Genomic DNA, 15,619 nt, shown 5'->3' with positions numbered 1-15,619 from the left:
GGCTCGCCCGTGGCGGGCGGGACCACCCGCCCGCCACGCACGTTCACCGGGCGGCGATACGCAGCACCCCGGTCACCGTGCCCTGGAGGTAGGCGCCGTCCGGCGCGATCGTGCCCGCCATTTGAAGGGTGTCGTACAGCGATCCCACCCCGACCTTCGTGGAGCGGGTGATCTGTCCGCTGGCCGGGTCGATCTGCACGTAGCGGTACGGGTCGAGCAGGCTCGTTCCCTTGGTGCCGGGGATCAGCGGGTCGCGCACCACCGTGTGGAGCAGCCCGTCGGCCGTCGACAGCTTCGGCACGGCTGCCGACCGCAGCGCGTTGTCCCACGCGAGCGAGCAGCCCGAGCCGTCGGCCCGTACGTCCACCCGGGTCAGGCCGCCCGCGAAGTCCGCGGAGGTGGGCACGCTGGCGCCCGCGCCCTCGGGGACGGCGGGGTACGGGTATCCGTAGGTGCCCGCGACGAAGACGCTGCGACCGGCGCCCACCGGGGAGTTCTCGCTCCCGGGGCCGTTCGCGGCCCTGAGCACCGGGACCGAGCAGACGTCGGAGCCGTCGGCGGTGCGGTACACCTTCAGGTTGGCCGCTGTATCGGCGTTGTCGACGACGGCGACGTATTCGGTTCCCTCAGCCGGACCGAAGAACGTGGGGGTCGACCCGCTGCCCCAGCTCAGCAGGCCGGGCTTACGGGCGGAACCGCGGTCGTACTCCTTGCGCCAGCGGATCGTCGGCGTACCACCCTCCGCGGTCAGCAGATAGGTGGCATGGGTGGTGGTGACCGCGGTGCCCTGCGGGGCCGTGGAGATGCTGTTGGCCACGCGCTCGCCCGCAGGGAGGGAGAGGGCCTTCACCGTGCCGGTGGTGTCGTCGGCCGTGCCCACCACTCCGCCGCCGGTGGCGAACCAGACGCGGCCGTCCCAGTCGGGCGACAGACCGGTGACCGCGTCGTCCTCGGGTATGACGGAGGCCAGCGACAGGCTCCGGTCGATCCTCAGACTCCAGGCACCGTCGTCGTCCCGGTGGTGTCCGACCCGGAGCAGGCTGCGGCTGCCGTCGGCGACGACCAGCCGGTCCTGGTGGTCGATGTAGGCGTAGACGCCACCCAGCAGCGATCCCTTGGTCAGCTTCAGCGACGCCAGGGAGGACCCGTCGTCCGGATCGAGCAGATGGACCGTCGGCACCTGGCCGAAGATCGGGGTGCAGAGCGCGACGGGGTAGCCGTCGGCCCCGACCAGGACGGTCGGGCAGGCCGAGGCCAGGGCGGTGCGGGAGGACGTGAGGGTGCCGGCACCGGGCCCGGCCAGCGGCGTCGTGTCGGAGGAACCCGTGTCCCCGTGCATGGTGGCGGTGCCGTCGGGGCCCGCGTAGGGGTTGTGAGGAGGCGTCGGGCCGAAGGGTGCGGCGGAGGCGGCCGAGGCGGGGACGGCGCAGCCGAGGGCGAGGGCCGCGAGCAGGGCGCCGAGAGGCCTCCGGCGGGAGGCCCGGCGGGGAGCGGGGGAGAGGGACACGGCGGGACGGTCCTTTCCGGTTCGGATGTGGCCTGGGGCAGGGGGAATCGGCGCGAGATGCCGACCGTGCTGTGTGCAGGGCGCGTCGGGAGTCCCACGGGCAGGACCGGGGGCGTCGGATACGACGACGCGGCGGGCCGGGAGGAGCCCTCACGGACCGCGGCAGCGTCGGAAGTGGCTCCACGGAGCCGCGCGGTGGATCAGGCGATGGACGGGTGCGGAGACAGCAACCCGCCAGCGGTGTCAGCCGACGCGCAGACAGAGCGCGCCGGCGGTTCGCACGAGATCGACATGGCGTCGTCGCGTGAACTCCTGGCAGCGCTTCATGCAGGTGATCCAAGCAGCACGGCCGGCGCCCGGTCAAGAGCAGCTGGAATGCGCGGACTTGGTTGTCACCGTGATCCCGCCAGGCGGTGTGGAGTGGATCGACGCCCGCGTGGACAGGCTCGCGAGCGGGAACCGGCGCCCTCCCGGGTCCGCGTCGTCGACGGCGACGGCCCTATCTCGACGTCGGTTGCGCCACCGTCCGCACGGCCCGAATCATGGGTGCCGGGCGCCGCACCACGAACACGGCCCCTGTGACACGACCGAGAGGACCCCGTGGCCGACCCCAGGAGCTACATCATCGAGTCATTGGACACAGGGCTGCGTCTGATGCGTCTCTTCCTCACCCACGACACGCTGTCGGTCACCGATGCCGCCAGAGAGCTGGAAGTGGCCCGCTCCACCGCGCACCGGGTGCTCAGCACTCTTGAGTCGCGAGGCTTCGCCACCCGTGACACCTCGGGCCGGGGCTACTCCGCGGGGCCCGAACTCGTCGCCCTGGGCCGCCCGGCCGGCTACGGCCCCGGGATCCGGGCCCGCCTGCAAGTGGTGCTGGACGCGGCCGCCGCCGCCACCGGGGAGACGATCAGTACCGCCGCCCTGATCGGCGACCAGGTGATCATCACCGATGGCCGGGAATCGCCGCACCCCGTGCGTGCCGTCCTGGAGACCGGCCGTGCCCACCCCGCACACGCCACCTCGGCGGGCAAGGTGCTCCTTGCCCAGCTGACCACCGAACAGGTCTGCGCCCTCTACCCGGAGGAGCACCTCCCCGGTGCCGCCGGCCACGCCCCCGTCGCCCGTGACGCCCTGCTCTCGGAGCTGGCCGGTATCCGTACCCTCGGCCGTGCCGACAGTGCCGGGGAGTGGGTGCCGGGGATGAGCGCGGTCGCCGTGCCTCTGGCGGGCAGCAGCTGGCGCGACCGGCTCGCGCTGATGGCCTCCATGCCGGCGGACCGCGGCGGCGAACCCGAGCTGGCCCGGCACGCCGTGGAACTGCGGCGTGCGGCGGGACTGCTGCCGCCGTCCTCCTCCTGACCCGGCCGCCTTCCGAGGGGGCAACTGACGGGAAAAAGCGACACCTTCACCTTGCGCAAGAATCTGAAAGAGCTTGCAGAATTCCTTGACGGCGGTACGGACGGAGCGGCAGGCTCCGACACGTTCCCCCCACGGCAGCCTGGCGCGTGGCTGTCTTCGAGGGCACATCCGTGCCCTGTCGTCGAAGGAGCCGCACATGCAGCACCCATTCCGCCTGGTCGGCGGAACGCTGGCCGGAGTCATGACCGTCGCCGGTCTCACCCTGCTCGCCCCCTGGCAGTCGCAGGCGACACCGCCCGGCGCGAAGACCGTCACCGTCACCATGTTCGAACGGCCGTACGCGGACGTGGCATCCGCCTGCACCGACCAGCTCGGCCCCGCCGGATACGGCTACGTCCAGGTGTCACCCGCCACCGAGCACATCCAGGGCGACCAGTGGTGGACCTCGTACCAGCCGGTCAGCTACAGGATCGCGGGCCGCCTGGGAGACCGCGACGCCTTCGCCGCCATGGTGGAGGCCTGTCACACCGCCGGGGTCAAGGTCGTCGCCGACGCCGTGGTCAACCACATGGCCGCCGGCTCCGGGACGGGCACGGGAGGAACGGCCTACACGAAGTACGGCTACCCCGGCTACTTCGAGGATGCCGACTTCCACGCCTGCCGCACCGCCGTCAAGGACTACACCAGCCGTGGCGACGTGCAGAACTGTGAACTGGTGGGACTGGCCGATCTCGACACCGGCAAGGAGGACGTCCGCTCCACCATCGCCGCGTACCTCGACGACCTGCGGTCGATGGGTGTCGACGGCTTCCGCATCGACGCGGCCAAGCACATGGCGGCCGATGACGTCGCAGCCATCAAGGCGAAGATGAGCGATCCCGGGTTCTGGGTCTCCGAGGTCATCCACGGCGGCGGGGAGGCCGTGCAGCCCGAGGAGTACGCCGGGATCGGCGACGTCGACGAATTCCGTTACGGAGGCCACCTCAAGAGCGCCTTCCAGGGGGGCGGCCTCGCCCAGCTGAAGTCCGTCGCCGACGGAAAGCTGAGCAGCGGCTCCGCCCGTACGTTCGTCGACAACTGGGACACCGAGCGCAACGGCTCGACCCTGACCTACAAGGACGGCGCGGTCTACACGCTCGCCAACGTCTTCATGCTCGCCTCACCGTACGGTTCACCGAACGTCTACTCCGGCTACGAGTGGTCGGACAAGGACGCCGGCCCGCCGAGCGGCGGCGACGGCTGGACGGACACCCACACCCAGCAGGCCGTCACCGGCATGGTCGGCTTCCGTAACGAGGTGGGTTCCGCCGAGCTGACCGACTGGTGGGACAACGGCAGCAGCGCGATTGCGTTCGGCCGGGGAGACAAGGGGTTCGTCGCCCTCAACAACGCGGACGGTGCCCTGGAGGAGACCTTCACGACTTCTCTGCCCGGCGGCACGTACTGCAACGTCGCCGCCGCCTCGCCCGACGACTGCGACGGCAACACCGTCACGGTCGGCGACGACGGCACCGTCAAGGCCACGGTGCCGGCCCGCGGGGCACTTGCGTTGCACACCGGAGCCCGGGCGGGCTGACCGGGAACGCGACACGGACCCAAGACGCGCAGGACGGAGCCCGCTCCGTCCTGCGCGTCGTGGGCCGACCGGACCGAACGGCGACACCATGAGCGAATCCCCTGAAGCGAGAGGCACGACCACCTTCATGCACAAGCGGACCGACGTTCTCGTCCTGGGCGGCGCGGGCGTGGACACCATCGTCCATGTCCCTGAACTCCCGCTCCCCTTCGCGGACAGTTACATGATCCGGCCGGGCATCGAGACCCGCGCGGGACAGAGCGGGGACTTCGTCGCCCTCGGTCTGCACGCCCTCGGTCTGCGTACCCACCACCTCGACGTGATCGGCGACGACCACGAGGGAGACCTGGTCCGCGCCCTCCACCGCGACCGGGGCATCCCGCTCACCGAGGCGCCCCTGCCGGGAGGTACCAAACGCGCCGTCAACCTCGTCGGCCCGGACGGGCGGAGGCTCTCCCTGTACGACGCCGCACGCTCGCAGGAATCGGACCGGTTCGAGGAAGCGACCGTCCGCGAACTCGTCGCCGCCGCCCGCCACGCCCACGTCGTCATTACGCATCCGTGCGCCTTCACGCTGCCCGTGCTCCGTGAGGCCGGTGTGACCGTCTCCACCGATCTGCACAACTGGGACGGCGTCGACACCTACCACGAGCCGTTCGCCCTCCAGGCGGACCATGTGTTCCTGTCCACCACCGCTCTGACCGACCCGGAGCGCACCATGCGTGACATCGCCGACCGGGGCAGGGCCCGGACCGTGGTCGCGACCGCGGGGGCCGACGGGTCGTACCTGCTGTACGACGGCGAGCTGACGCACACCCCCGCCGTCGCTCCGCCCGCTCCGGTGGTGGATTCCAACGGCGCCGGTGACGCCTTCGCCTCCGGGTTCCTGTTCGGCCTGCTGAACGGCGAACACCCCCGGCGCTGCGCCCTGTACGGGACCGTGGCCGGCGCCTACGCCTGCACCGTCCCCTCCACGCGCACCGATGCCATCGGCCTGGAGGAGCTTCTCGCCCAGGTCGCCATACATGATCATGACGACGGAGGGCTGTGAGAGCAGCGAGGGCTCCAGCATCTCGGTGAGCTGACCCCCTGAGCCGCCCCGGCCGGGCACGGCGCCTCTCGGTCACCGTTCCCCCGGCCCCGGCGGTCTCAGGCGAGGAACGGGCGCACCAGGTCAAGGAGTGCCTGGGGCCGGTGCAGCGGAATCATATGACCGCAGTCCTCGACGACGTGACCGGTGAGATCGTCCGCGACCGGGCGCAACTGCCGTTCCAGCGAACGCCCCACCGGCCGGGCGCCGACGGCCATCGTGGGCACCGTCAGCCGGCCGGTCTCCACGGCCTTCCGGATCTGCCCGCCGCTCGTGGGCATGGCGCGGTAGTGGGCGAACGCGCACCGCAGGGCCTCGGGGCCGGTGTACGCGCTGACGAAGGCGTCCCGGATCTCCGGCGCGATCCCTTCGCCCAGGGTGCCCTGGCCGAGGAACCAGTCGATGTACGCCGCCTCGTTGCCCGGCAGCACGGTCTCCGCGAGGCCCGGGACCGAGTGGAAGCCGAACCACCACGGGGCGCCTCCCGCCAGGAACTCTTCCGCACCGGGAAGCGGGCCCAGTAGTGACTCCATGAGAACCAGCCGCCTGACGCGCTCGGGGCTGCGCATGGCCATCAGGAACGCGGGCGGGGTGCCGGCGTCGATGCCGATCACGGCCGCGGACCTCTCGCCGCACGCGTCCAGGAGCGCCAGGAAGTCCCCGGCGAGCGTCCCGGCGTCGTAACCGTCCGCAGCGCGCGAACTCGCGCCGAGGCCCCGGAGATCGGGGGCGATCACCCGGTGCTGTCCGGCCAGGCCGCCCATCACCCCGGTCCACAGCCGCCAGGTATGGGGGAACCCGTGGAGCAGCAGGACGGCGGGCCCCGTGCCGGTGGTCGCCACATTGAGTTCCACGCCGTTGACGGAGACGCGACGGAGTTCGGTTCCCGGTACCCGGCCGGGCTGCGTGGGGTTCGGTGAGACGGGCACGGTGGCTCTCCCTCGGTTACCAATGGTGACAAGAAAACGATAGGTAACTACCCTGGAGCCGCCAAGACCGTACTTTCATCCCAGGTGGTGAGCTCCAGGTGACCCCTCGGACCACGCGTCCGCCCGTAGGCGCCCGCGGTGATCTGTTCGACCCGCTGTGCCCGACCCGGCGGCTCCTCGACCGGATCGGCGGCAAGTGGACCTCGATGGCCGTCAAGGTGCTGGCGGAAGCCTCCCCCGACGAGGTGCGCTTCGCCGAGCTGCAGCGGCGCATGGCCGGCGTCTCGCAGAAGATGCTCTCCGTCACGCTGCAGGCCCTGTGCCGTGACGGCCTCGTCAGCCGGCGGGTGGAGTCGAGCGTGCCGCCGCGCGTGTACTACGGCCTCACCGATCTCGGAGTGTCGCTGGAGGTCCCGCTGGCCGCTGTCCGTCAGTGGGCCGAGGAACACATGGCCGAGATCGACCGGGCCCAGCAGCTGGCGGACGAGGGTGCCGCCGATTCCTGAGGAACGGCCGCCCACGGTCGTCGCTGCCCGGTGCGCGGCCGGAAGTCGCGGTGACAGAGGATGGGCAGATCCTCCTCAGGACCCCGACACCTGGAGACACGTGTGGCCGGTCGTACCCTTCCCCCGCTCTTCCGTCGCAAGCGCGCCTCCGCCGTGGCAGCGGGCCTTGCCTCCGCCCTCGGAGCATGTGTGCTGATGGGGTGCTCCGCCGCGAGCGGCTCACCCGCCGGTGACGGATCCGAGCAGCCGAAGCCCGCCGACGTGGCACTGCCGGCCGCCGGCATGGAGTTCGACTACCAGATCGGCGGGGGCTACACGCCGCCCGAAGGGGTGCGCGCCGTATCGCGGGACCGTGAGGACGATCCGGCCCCCGGCCTGTACAACGTCTGCTACGTCAACGCCTTCCAGACGCAGCCCGGCGCGCTGAAGTGGTGGCAGGACACCCACCCCGGCCTGCTGCTGCGTGACGACGACGGAGAGCCGATCATCGACGAGGGCTGGGACGAAGTGCTTCTGGACACCTCGACGGAGACCGGGCGGGCCGAGCTCGCCGAGATCGTCGGTGAATGGATCGACGGCTGCGCGGACAGCGGCTTCCAGGCGGTGGAGCCGGACAACCTCGACTCCTTCGAACGCTCGAAGGGGAAGCTGACGGCGGATCACAACGCCGCCTTCGCCGAAGTGCTGGCGGAACGGGCCCACAGCGACGGCCTCGCGATCGGGCAGAAGAACACCACCGACCTGCTCGACCGGCACGCCACGATCGGATTCGACTTCGCGGTGACGGAGGAATGCGCCCAGTTCGACGAATGCGGTGCCTACGCCGAAGCGTACGACGGCCGTGTCTTCGCGATCGAGTACGAGGGCGAGGGCGACGTGAGCTTCGACGAGAGCTGCTCGGCATGGGGCGACAGGGTCTCCCTCGTCCTGCGGGACCTCGATGTGCTGCCCGCGGGCGAGAAGGGGTACGTGTACCGGACCTGCTGAGCTCCGGACGCGCGCCGGGATCACTCGGCCGGGCCGGACGGCCTCGCTGTCAGCCGGTTGCGGGGCGGCCCGCGGCGCGGGCCCACAGGTAGAGCGGGATCTGGAGCGGGAGCCGGCCGTAGGCGAGCGCGCGCGCCGGTGCCGGGCGGTCACGCCAGTCGTACGCCATCTTGACGTTGGCGGGGAAGACGCCGACGAAGAGGAGCGCGGAGGCACGGGCGCTGAGGCGCCGGGTGCGAGGCACGGCCAGTCCCGCCGCCAGCATCAGCTCCACGGCCCCACTGGCCCGGGTCCAGCTCCTGGGGCTGCCGGGGAGGGCCCGCGGCACGATCGCGTCGAACGGCTCGGGAACGGCGAAGTGCGCGACCCCGGCCGCGGCCAGGAGGCCGGCCAGCAGCAGGGGCGAGGGGGTGCGGGGGACGCGTGCCATGAGGGCTCCTGGGTGCTCGGCCGGCGGCGGGCACCCGAAGGTTACTCCACGGTAAGGCCCGCCGGGCCGAGCGGGTACCGCCGGGCGACGGCGGAGGAACAGGCCGGCACGGCCCGGCGCTCAGAAGGCCACCGGCTCGCGGATGAGCGGGCAGGTCATGCAGTGCCCGCCGCCCCGGCCACGGCCCAGCTCGCCACCGACGATGGTGATGACCTCGACTCCCGCCGCGCGCAGCAGATCGTTGGTCTGGGTGTTGCGGTCGTAGGTGAAGACGACCCCCGGTTCGAGGGCGACGGCGTTGTTTCCGCTGTCCCACTGCTGGCGCTCGGAGGCGTACACGTCGCCGCCCGTCCCGATCACCCGCAGGGCGGGCAGGCCCAGGCTCCTGGCGACGACATCGGTGAACGGACGCGATCCCTCGTCGATGACCTCGACGCCGGGTGAACGGTCGCTCGGGCGGAGGGAGAAGGTGTGGACCGCGTCCATGATCTTCGGATAGACGGTGACGATGTCGCGGTCGGCGAAGGTGAAGACGGTGTCCAGGTGCATGGCGGCCCTCAGCTTCGGCATGGCCGCCACCACGACGTGTTCGGCGGCCCCTTGGCCGAACAGGGAGGCCGCGACCTGGGTGATGGCCTGTCGTGAGGTGCGTTCGCTCATTCCCATGAGGACGACACCGTTGCCGACCGGCATGATGTCACCGCCCTCGAAGGTGGCCCGGCCCCAGTCGGCCTCGGGATCGCCCCACCAGACCTTGGCGTCGGAGAAGTCCGGATGGAACCGGTAGACCGCCTTCATCAGCAGCGTCTCGTCGTGACGCGCGGGCCAGTACAGGGGGTTGAGCGTCACCCCTCCGTACAGCCAGCAGGTGGTGTCGCGGGTGTAGAGCGTGTTCGGCAGAGGCGGCATCAGGTACTCGCGCGCCCCGGCCGACTCGCGGGCGAGCGCCAGGTAGCCGGACCGGTACGCGTCGGGCAGGTCCGCGGTGGCCATGCCGCCGATCAGGTACTCCGCGAGCCCGTGCGGCTCCAGCGACTCCAGAAAGGCGCGGGTCGGATCGACGAGTCCCGGGCCGACCTCGTTGGGGGTGATCTTGCGGTCGAGCAGCCACGCCTTGGCCACGGGATCCGAAAGTGTCGCGGCCAGCAGGTCGTGCAGCTCGACCACCTCGACGCCCGCCTGCTGGAGCTTGCCGACGAAATCGGCGTGGTCACGCTGTGCGTTGTCCACCCACATCACGTCGTCGAAGAGCAGGTCGTCGGCGTTGCTCGGGGTGAGCCGGCGGTGCGCGAGGCCGGGCGCGCAGACCAGCACCTTGCGCAGCTTGCCGACTTCGGAGTGGACGCCGTGCGCGAGGCCGGGGTCCACGGCGGATGCGTTCGTCATGTGGGCTGCCTTTCGGTCGGGGGCCACTGCGCCCGCGAGGGCCGGGCGGGACGGGCGGAACGGGTGGGACCTCAGAGGCTGATCCAGCCGGAGGCCAGAGCGGCCACGCCGATCACGGCCCCGGCGACCGAGACCACGCAGATGACGAGCTCGGCGGGGGAGAAGACCCGGCGGCCCTGTTCCCTGCGGGCCATCGCGAAGAGGATCGTGGCGGGGGCGTAGACGATGAAGGAGACCAGGACGAACTTCAGCCCGGCCGCGAACAGGAGGAAGGCGGTGTAGACCGTCGCCACGATGCTCACGGCGAGGTAGCGCCCCTGGCTCCGGCCCCTGGTCAGCTCGTCCGGGCGCACCATGATCTTGACGGCGAACGCCGCGGCGAGGAGGAACGGGATCAGGGACAGGGCACTGGTGAGATCGAGGGCGAAGTTGAACGCGTCGTCCGAGAAGAGGGTGATGATCAGGACGACCTGGGACAGCAGGGTCGTCATCAGCAGCGCCGGCACAGGCACGTCGGCGGAGTTGGAGCGGCGCAGGAAGCGCGGCATGTCGTCGTCCTCGGCCGCGACGAAGAGGACTTCGGCGGCCATCAGGGTCCAGGCGAGATAGGCGCCGAGCACGGACACGATCAGGCCCACGCTCACGAAGACCTGCCCCCAGGTCCCGACCGCCTCCTCCAGGACCGCCGCCATGGAGGGCTGACGGAGCTCGGCGATGTCGGCCATCGGCATGATGCCGTACGACACGATGGTGACGGACGCGAAGACGGCGAAGACGCTGAGGAACCCCAGGACGGTGGCTCTCCCGATGTCCTCCCGGCGCTTCGCGTGGCGCGAGTAGACGCTGGCGCCCTCCACCCCGAGGAAGACGAACACCGTGGCCAGCATGGTGCCGCGCACCTGGTTGAACAGGGAGCCCGCGTAGTCCGCTCCGCCGAAGTTGTCGGCGAAGACCTTCGCGTCGAAGAAGAAGAGGGCGAGGATGACGAAGACGATGATCGGGACCACCTTGGCCACGGTCACCACCCTGTTGATGGCCGCGGCCTCCTTCACGCCCCGGCGGATGAGGAGGTAGAAGGCCCACAGACCGGCCGTGGACACGATGACGGCCAGTACGGTGTCGCCGTCGCCCATGGCCGGCCAGACGGCTCCGATCGTCGACGTGATCAGCACCCAGTACGTCACGTTGCCGACGCAGGCGCTGGCCCAGTAGCCGAAGGCGGAGAAGAAGCCGAGGTACTCGCCGAATCCCGCCTTGGCGTAGGCGTAGACACCGGCATCGAGATCGGGCCGGCGTACGGCGAGTGTCTGGAAGACGAACGCGAGCATCAGCATGCCCGTGCCGGCGATCGCCCAGGCGATCAGCGCCCCGGCGACACCCGTCTCCTGCGCGAAGCGTGACGGGAGGGAGAACACCCCGGCGCCCACCATCGAGCCCACCACCATGGTGGTGAGCGTGAGCAGCGTCATCTTCGCCGCAGTGGTGGGGCCTTCGGGGACGTCGGTCCCTGTCCGGGAGCTGGTCATCCTGTCCCCTCGTGTGATGCAGTTACGAGGGAACTTTAACGGCAAACAGGACCTGGCATCCGATAAGGGGCATAGGTGGCGGCGGGTCGGGTGGTGCCGCCGGGCGGTCGGGCGCTCGCGCGGCACCGCTGACGGCCCGTCACCCGGTGGCGTCGGCGGGCCGGGACTTCGGCGCCGAACCGGCGCCGCCAGGACCGGAGGCGCGGCGCCAGGCCGATTCGCGCAGCAGCCGGAGGCCGTTCAGGCCGACGATGACGGTGGAGCCCTCGTGCCCCAGGACGCCCAGCGGGAGCGGCAGATGGCCGACGAGATCCCAGACGACCAGGCCGGAGATGAACACACCGGCGACGACCAGATTCTGCACGACCAGTCGGCGGGTCGCCCGGGACAGGGCCACCACCGTGGGCACGGTCGCCAGTTCGTCACGGATGATGACGGCGTCCGCGGTCTCCAGTGCGAGGTCGGAGCCCGCGCGTCCCATCGCGATCCCGATGTGCGCGGCAGCCAGCGCGGGCGCGTCGTTGACGCCGTCACCCACGACCAGCACCTTGCGCCCGGCGCGCTCCAGCTCGCGGACGGCCGCCGCCTTGTCCTGGGGCAGGAGTCCCGCCCGGACGTCGGTGATGCCGGCCTCGGAGGCCAGCCGTGCGGCGGAGCGCGGATGGTCGCCGGTCAGCAGCACCGGGGACCCGTCGGTCAGCCGGGCCAGAGCGGCGACCGTCGCGGAGGCGTCGCTCCGGATGCGGTCGGCGATCCCGAGCACCCCGACCGGCAGGCCGTCACGCACGACGAGCACCGCCGTGCATCCCGTCTCCTCCAGGGCGGCGGCCGACGCGGCGGCCCCGGCCGTCCCGGGGGACGCGGAGTCGCGCAGGAGGCGCGCGGGGGAGCCGACCGCGATCCGGTGGCCGCCGACATCGGCCGCGACGCCGGTTCCCGGTGCCGAGGTGAAGTCCGAGGCGGAGGGCAGGGGAAGGCGTCGCTCCCGGGCGGCGTGCACGACGGCACGGGCCAGCGGGTGCTCGCTGGGATGCTCGGCGGCGGCGGCCAGGGTCAGCAGCGTGTCCGCGGTCAGCCCGGACCCGGGGAGCGGGTGGACGCCGGTGACGCGCGGAGCGCCCTCCGTGAGGGTGCCGGTCTTGTCCAGGGCCACCGCGTCGGTCTGCCCGAGGCGCTCCATGACGACGGCGGACTTGACCAGGACGCCGTGCCGCCCCGCGTTGGCCATGGCGGAGAGCAGGGGCGGCATGGTCGCCAGGACCACGGCGCAGGGGGAGGCCACGATCATGAACGTCATGGCGCGCAGCAGACTGCCCGTCACGTCGTCACCGAAGGCGAGCGGTACGAGGAAGACGGCCAGGGTGGCGGCCACCATGCCGAGCGAGTAGCGCTGCTCGACCTTCTCGATGAACAGCTGGGTGGGGGCCTTCGTCCGGGACGCCTCCTCGGTCATCGTCACGATCCGGGCGATCACCGATTCGGAGGCGTCCCGCTCGACGGCGACCTTCAGCGTGCCCGTGCCGTTCAGCGTCCCGGCGAACACCTCGTCCCCGGGCTCCTTCGCCGTGGGCAGCGGCTCGCCGGTGATGGTGGCCTGGTCGACCTCGCTCGCCCCGTCGAGGACCCGCCCGTCGGCACCGACGCGCTCCCCGGGCCGGATCCGGATGACGTCGCCGACCACGAGCTCCCCGGTGGTGACGCTCTCCTCGCCACCGTTCGCGGTGATGCGGGAGGCGGTGGCCGGAGCCAGATCCAGGAGCCCGCGGACCGCGTCCTGGGTGCGCGCGGTGGCCAGTGCCTCCAGTGCGCCGGAGGTCGCGAAGATGACGATCAGCAGGGCCCCGTCCATCACCTGTCCGATCGAGGCGGCGCCGAGCGCGGCCACGATCATCAGCAGGTCCACGTCCAGGACCTTCTCGCGGAGCTCCCGCAGTCCCGACAGCGCCGGCTCCCACCCGCCCGCGGCGTACACCAGGGCGTACAGAGGGCCCCATGTCCAGCCCGGGGCGCCGGTGAGCTCCAGGGGGAGTGCGAGCAGGAAGAGCACCAGAGCCGCCCCCGCCCAGCGGGCCTCGGCCAGCGCGAGGACGCGCGTGCGACGCCGGGGGACCGCGTCGGCGCGGGCGGCGGCCCGTGAGGGGCGCGGGAGGACATCAGCGGGCATGACGGAACGACCCCTCATGGGCGGCGGGACGACGACGCCCTCACCGTACAGGAATATATGAACAGGTCTTCATGTGTCATCCGTAGAATGGTCGGCATGGGTCACGGACGCGACGAGCAGACGACCGCCACCACCCGCGAGCGCCTGGACGCCGTAGGGGCGGCGGGTGTCGCCGCGACCCTCCAGGCGCTGGCCACGCCCTCCCGGCTGCGCATCCTGGCGCGCCTCCAGGAAGGCCCCTGCGCCGTCGGTGATCTCGCCGAAGCGGTGGAAATGGAACCTTCCGCCTGCTCCCACCAGCTCCGTCTCCTGCGGAACCTCGGGCTCGTCGCGGGGGAGCGCCAGGGGCGCTCCATCGTGTACGCCCTGTACGACCACCACGTCGCCGAACTCCTCGACCAGGCCCTCTACCACGTGGAGCATCTGCGCCTCGGGCTCCGTGACGCGCCCGCCGAGATCGCCGCCGCGGCGTCGCGCCGCTGACCACGCGACCTCTTCGCGGTGCTGAGCGTGCGGCCGCGTCGCGGTGCCGGCCGTGCGGTGGACGGGAATCCCGGCGCGCCGAGGGCGTTGAACCATGCGTGAGCTCTTCCATCGCATCGACCCGGTTCTCCTTCCTCGACCGCTCCCGCACCCGCGAGGGGCACGATGCCGCGCAGGCGCTGCGGGACACCGTCACGCTGGCGGGCACCGCGGAGGCCCTCGGCTACCACCGCTTCTGGGTGTCCGAGCACCACAGCGTGCCCGGTGTGGCCGGTTCGGCGCCGACGGTGCTGGCCGCCGCCGTGGCCGCGGCGACCTCGGCCATCAGGGTGGGAACCGGTGGCGTGATGCTTCCGAACCATCAGCCCCTCGTCGTGGCCGAGCAGTTCGGGGTGCTCGCCTCGCTCTTCCCCGGCCGCATCGACATGGGCCTCGGGCGTTCCGTCGGCTTCACCGACGGGATCCGCAGAGCGCTCGGCCGGGACAAGGAGGACGCCGGCGCCTTCGCCGCGCAGCTTGACGAGCTTCTCGGATGGCTGGACGGCAGTCAGCAGGCCCATCCTCAGGTCCACGCCCGTCCGGCCGAGGGGCTGCGCATTCCTCCGTACGTCCTGGCCACCGGTGAGGGTGCCGCCATCGCCGCGGCTGCCGGCCTGCCTCTCGTCGTCGGCGACCTCCGCGGCCGCGACAAGCTGGTGAGGGCGGTCGAGGACTACCGCGCCCGCTTCCGCCCTTCCGCGTGGGCCCGGGAGCCCTATGTGATCGTGGCGGGCACCGTCGCGGTGGCCGGCACCGAGCAGGAGGCGCGGCGGCTGCTGGTCCCCGAGGCCTGGTCCATGGCGTACTCCCGCACCCACGGGTCCTTCCCGCCGCTGGCGCCGGCCGAGCGGATCGAGGCGCTGGCCATGACGGAGAAGGAACGGGGCCTCTTCGAGAACGGACTGCGCGGCCACCTGGCCGGCACCGAGGAGACCGTGGCCGCCGGGCTGGAACTGGTGATCAAGGAGACCGGTGCGGACGAGGTGCTGGTCACCACGAGCACGTACGACCGTGAGGCGCTGGTGCAGTCGATGCGGCGGCTCGCACGGATCGCGGGCCTGGGCTGAGGGTCAGCCGCCGGCGGGGTGACCGAACAAGAGGTCGTACCCCGGGGGGAGTTGCAGCAGTACGCGCTGGAGCAGTTCCTCACCGGCGGCATCGGCCACCACGCTGAGCACGGCGCTCGTGTCCCAGGCCGCCGTCTGCTCGTTGGCGCCCTCGATCCAGGCGGAGACCGCCCGTACGAACCGCTGGGAGCTGAGCGGTTCGGCGGCCTGAAGTGGGTTCAGGAGAATGAGCGCGAACGTCTCCGGCAGCCGGGCGGCCAGCTCGTTGCGCTCCTCCCCGACCAGATGGGCCCCCAGGAGGGCCAGCACCACACGGGACGCCCGCTCCGCCTCCAGGCCCGATGGATAATCGCCGCGTTCCTGGACGGCCTCCAGGAACGGCTGCCACCTCATGTACGTCACCGGTTCCCCTTCGCGGAGCGCGGGCGGAGAGCGGGGCGGGGGAGGGGAAGCCCGTGCCCCGCCCTCCGCGTATCCACCGCATGTCACCTCAGTTCCGGAGTAACACGTGGTCCCGGTGGTGGCAAGCGGAGCCCGGACCCGCAGCCGCGCGAGCCGCGACAGCGG

General features: G+C 71.6%; 15 protein-coding genes. 7 read left to right on the top strand and 8 right to left on the bottom strand.

All coding sequences use genetic code 11. The features are described 5' to 3' along the window. Window positions 1-43 precede the first annotated feature (43 nt). Entirely contained in the window at window positions 44-1,507 is a 1,464-nt protein-coding gene (locus ACIP63_RS19895) for a hypothetical protein (protein ID WP_401517251.1), read from the bottom strand. A 243-nt stretch (window positions 1,508-1,750) separates the two neighbouring features. Continuing rightward, on the bottom strand, window positions 1,751-1,834 hold the full coding sequence (locus tag ACIP63_RS19890) for a putative leader peptide (RefSeq protein WP_401518266.1): 84 nt from the start codon (window positions 1,832-1,834) through the stop codon (window positions 1,751-1,753). 273 nt (window positions 1,835-2,107) lie between these two features. Between ACIP63_RS19890 and ACIP63_RS19885 the strand changes: the two genes are divergently transcribed. From ACIP63_RS19885 to ACIP63_RS19875, 3 genes are all read left to right on the top strand, one after another. Continuing rightward, window positions 2,108-2,869, top strand: coding sequence for an IclR family transcriptional regulator (locus ACIP63_RS19885; protein WP_401517249.1), 762 nt, complete (start codon window positions 2,108-2,110; stop codon window positions 2,867-2,869). 196 nt (window positions 2,870-3,065) lie between these two features. Further along, entirely contained in the window at window positions 3,066-4,445 is a 1,380-nt protein-coding gene (locus ACIP63_RS19880) for an alpha-amylase family protein (protein WP_401517247.1), read from the top strand. A gap of 127 nt (window positions 4,446-4,572) precedes the next feature. Then, a complete protein-coding gene (locus tag ACIP63_RS19875; RefSeq protein ID WP_401518264.1) occupies window positions 4,573-5,496 on the top strand; it encodes an adenosine kinase in 924 nt (307 codons plus the stop codon). Window positions 5,497-5,594: 98 nt separating this feature from the next. Here the strand turns inward: ACIP63_RS19875 and ACIP63_RS19870 are convergent, their stop codons facing one another. Then, on the bottom strand, window positions 5,595-6,464 hold the full coding sequence (locus ACIP63_RS19870; RefSeq protein WP_401517245.1) for an alpha/beta fold hydrolase: 870 nt from the start codon (window positions 6,462-6,464) through the stop codon (window positions 5,595-5,597). A 98-nt stretch (window positions 6,465-6,562) separates the two neighbouring features. Here ACIP63_RS19870 and ACIP63_RS19865 point away from each other — a divergent pair, with 98 nt between their 5' ends. Next, window positions 6,563-6,970, top strand: a complete 408-nt coding sequence (locus ACIP63_RS19865; protein ID WP_401517244.1) for a winged helix-turn-helix transcriptional regulator — start codon at window positions 6,563-6,565, stop codon at window positions 6,968-6,970. A gap of 102 nt (window positions 6,971-7,072) precedes the next feature. Then, window positions 7,073-7,957, top strand: coding sequence for an endo alpha-1,4 polygalactosaminidase (locus tag ACIP63_RS19860; protein ID WP_401517243.1), 885 nt, complete (start codon window positions 7,073-7,075; stop codon window positions 7,955-7,957). Between the two features lie 49 nt (window positions 7,958-8,006). Here the strand turns inward: ACIP63_RS19860 and ACIP63_RS19855 are convergent, their stop codons facing one another. The 4 genes from ACIP63_RS19855 to ACIP63_RS19840 form a co-directional block, all read right to left on the bottom strand. Further along, the gene (locus tag ACIP63_RS19855) at window positions 8,007-8,387 is read right to left on the bottom strand and encodes a DoxX family protein (protein WP_401517242.1); all 381 of its coding nucleotides are present in this window, start codon (window positions 8,385-8,387) and stop codon (window positions 8,007-8,009) included. A gap of 120 nt (window positions 8,388-8,507) precedes the next feature. Continuing rightward, the gene (locus tag ACIP63_RS19850; RefSeq protein ID WP_401517241.1) at window positions 8,508-9,773 is read right to left on the bottom strand and encodes an arginine deiminase; all 1,266 of its coding nucleotides are present in this window, start codon (window positions 9,771-9,773) and stop codon (window positions 8,508-8,510) included. A gap of 71 nt (window positions 9,774-9,844) precedes the next feature. Further along, the gene (locus ACIP63_RS19845) at window positions 9,845-11,299 is read right to left on the bottom strand and encodes a basic amino acid/polyamine antiporter (RefSeq protein ID WP_401517240.1); all 1,455 of its coding nucleotides are present in this window, start codon (window positions 11,297-11,299) and stop codon (window positions 9,845-9,847) included. Between the two features lie 139 nt (window positions 11,300-11,438). Next, on the bottom strand, window positions 11,439-13,463 hold the full coding sequence (locus ACIP63_RS19840) for a heavy metal translocating P-type ATPase (RefSeq protein WP_401517238.1): 2,025 nt from the start codon (window positions 13,461-13,463) through the stop codon (window positions 11,439-11,441). Window positions 13,464-13,559: 96 nt separating this feature from the next. Here ACIP63_RS19840 and ACIP63_RS19835 point away from each other — a divergent pair, with 96 nt between their 5' ends. Together ACIP63_RS19835 and ACIP63_RS19830 are read left to right on the top strand one after the other, a co-directional pair. Next, a complete protein-coding gene (locus ACIP63_RS19835; protein WP_393760357.1) occupies window positions 13,560-13,946 on the top strand; it encodes an ArsR/SmtB family transcription factor in 387 nt (128 codons plus the stop codon). Between the two features lie 98 nt (window positions 13,947-14,044). Continuing rightward, the gene (locus ACIP63_RS19830; protein WP_401517236.1) at window positions 14,045-15,052 is read left to right on the top strand and encodes an MsnO8 family LLM class oxidoreductase; all 1,008 of its coding nucleotides are present in this window, start codon (window positions 14,045-14,047) and stop codon (window positions 15,050-15,052) included. A gap of 3 nt (window positions 15,053-15,055) precedes the next feature. Here ACIP63_RS19830 and ACIP63_RS19825 read toward each other — a convergent pair whose 3' ends face one another. Continuing rightward, window positions 15,056-15,445 (bottom strand): DUF2267 domain-containing protein, encoded by a 390-nt coding sequence (locus ACIP63_RS19825; RefSeq protein ID WP_401518262.1) that lies wholly within the window; start codon window positions 15,443-15,445, stop codon window positions 15,056-15,058. Between the last annotated feature and the right edge of the window lie 174 nt (window positions 15,446-15,619).

Source organism: Streptomyces sp. NPDC088746, assembly GCF_044751065.1.
In the GTDB taxonomy this organism is placed as follows: domain Bacteria; phylum Actinomycetota; class Actinomycetes; order Streptomycetales; family Streptomycetaceae; genus Streptomyces.
Note: the sequence above shows the minus strand (reverse complement) of the source record. Positions and strands in the feature narration are given on the sequence as shown.

What these genes read in the sequence shown, in the direction of transcription:
- ACIP63_RS19890 (WP_401518266.1), bottom strand. Translation starts at nt 1,834, where the DNA reads ATGAAGCGCTGCCAGGAGTTCACGCGACGACGCCATGTCGATCTCGTG.
- ACIP63_RS19880 (WP_401517247.1), top strand. Translation starts at nt 3,066, where the DNA reads ATGCAGCACCCATTCCGCCTGGTCGGCGGAACGCTGGCCGGAGTCATG.
- ACIP63_RS19875 (WP_401518264.1), top strand. Translation starts at nt 4,573, where the DNA reads ATGCACAAGCGGACCGACGTTCTCGTCCTGGGCGGCGCGGGCGTGGAC.
- ACIP63_RS19855 (WP_401517242.1), bottom strand. Translation starts at nt 8,387, where the DNA reads ATGGCACGCGTCCCCCGCACCCCCTCGCCCCTGCTGCTGGCCGGCCTC.
- ACIP63_RS19850 (WP_401517241.1), bottom strand. Translation starts at nt 9,773, where the DNA reads ATGACGAACGCATCCGCCGTGGACCCCGGCCTCGCGCACGGCGTCCAC.
- ACIP63_RS19845 (WP_401517240.1), bottom strand. Translation starts at nt 11,299, where the DNA reads ATGACCAGCTCCCGGACAGGGACCGACGTCCCCGAAGGCCCCACCACT.
- ACIP63_RS19840 (WP_401517238.1), bottom strand. Translation starts at nt 13,463, where the DNA reads ATGCCCGCTGATGTCCTCCCGCGCCCCTCACGGGCCGCCGCCCGCGCC.
- ACIP63_RS19835 (WP_393760357.1), top strand. Translation starts at nt 13,560, where the DNA reads ATGGGTCACGGACGCGACGAGCAGACGACCGCCACCACCCGCGAGCGC.
- ACIP63_RS19825 (WP_401518262.1), bottom strand. Translation starts at nt 15,445, where the DNA reads ATGAGGTGGCAGCCGTTCCTGGAGGCCGTCCAGGAACGCGGCGATTAT.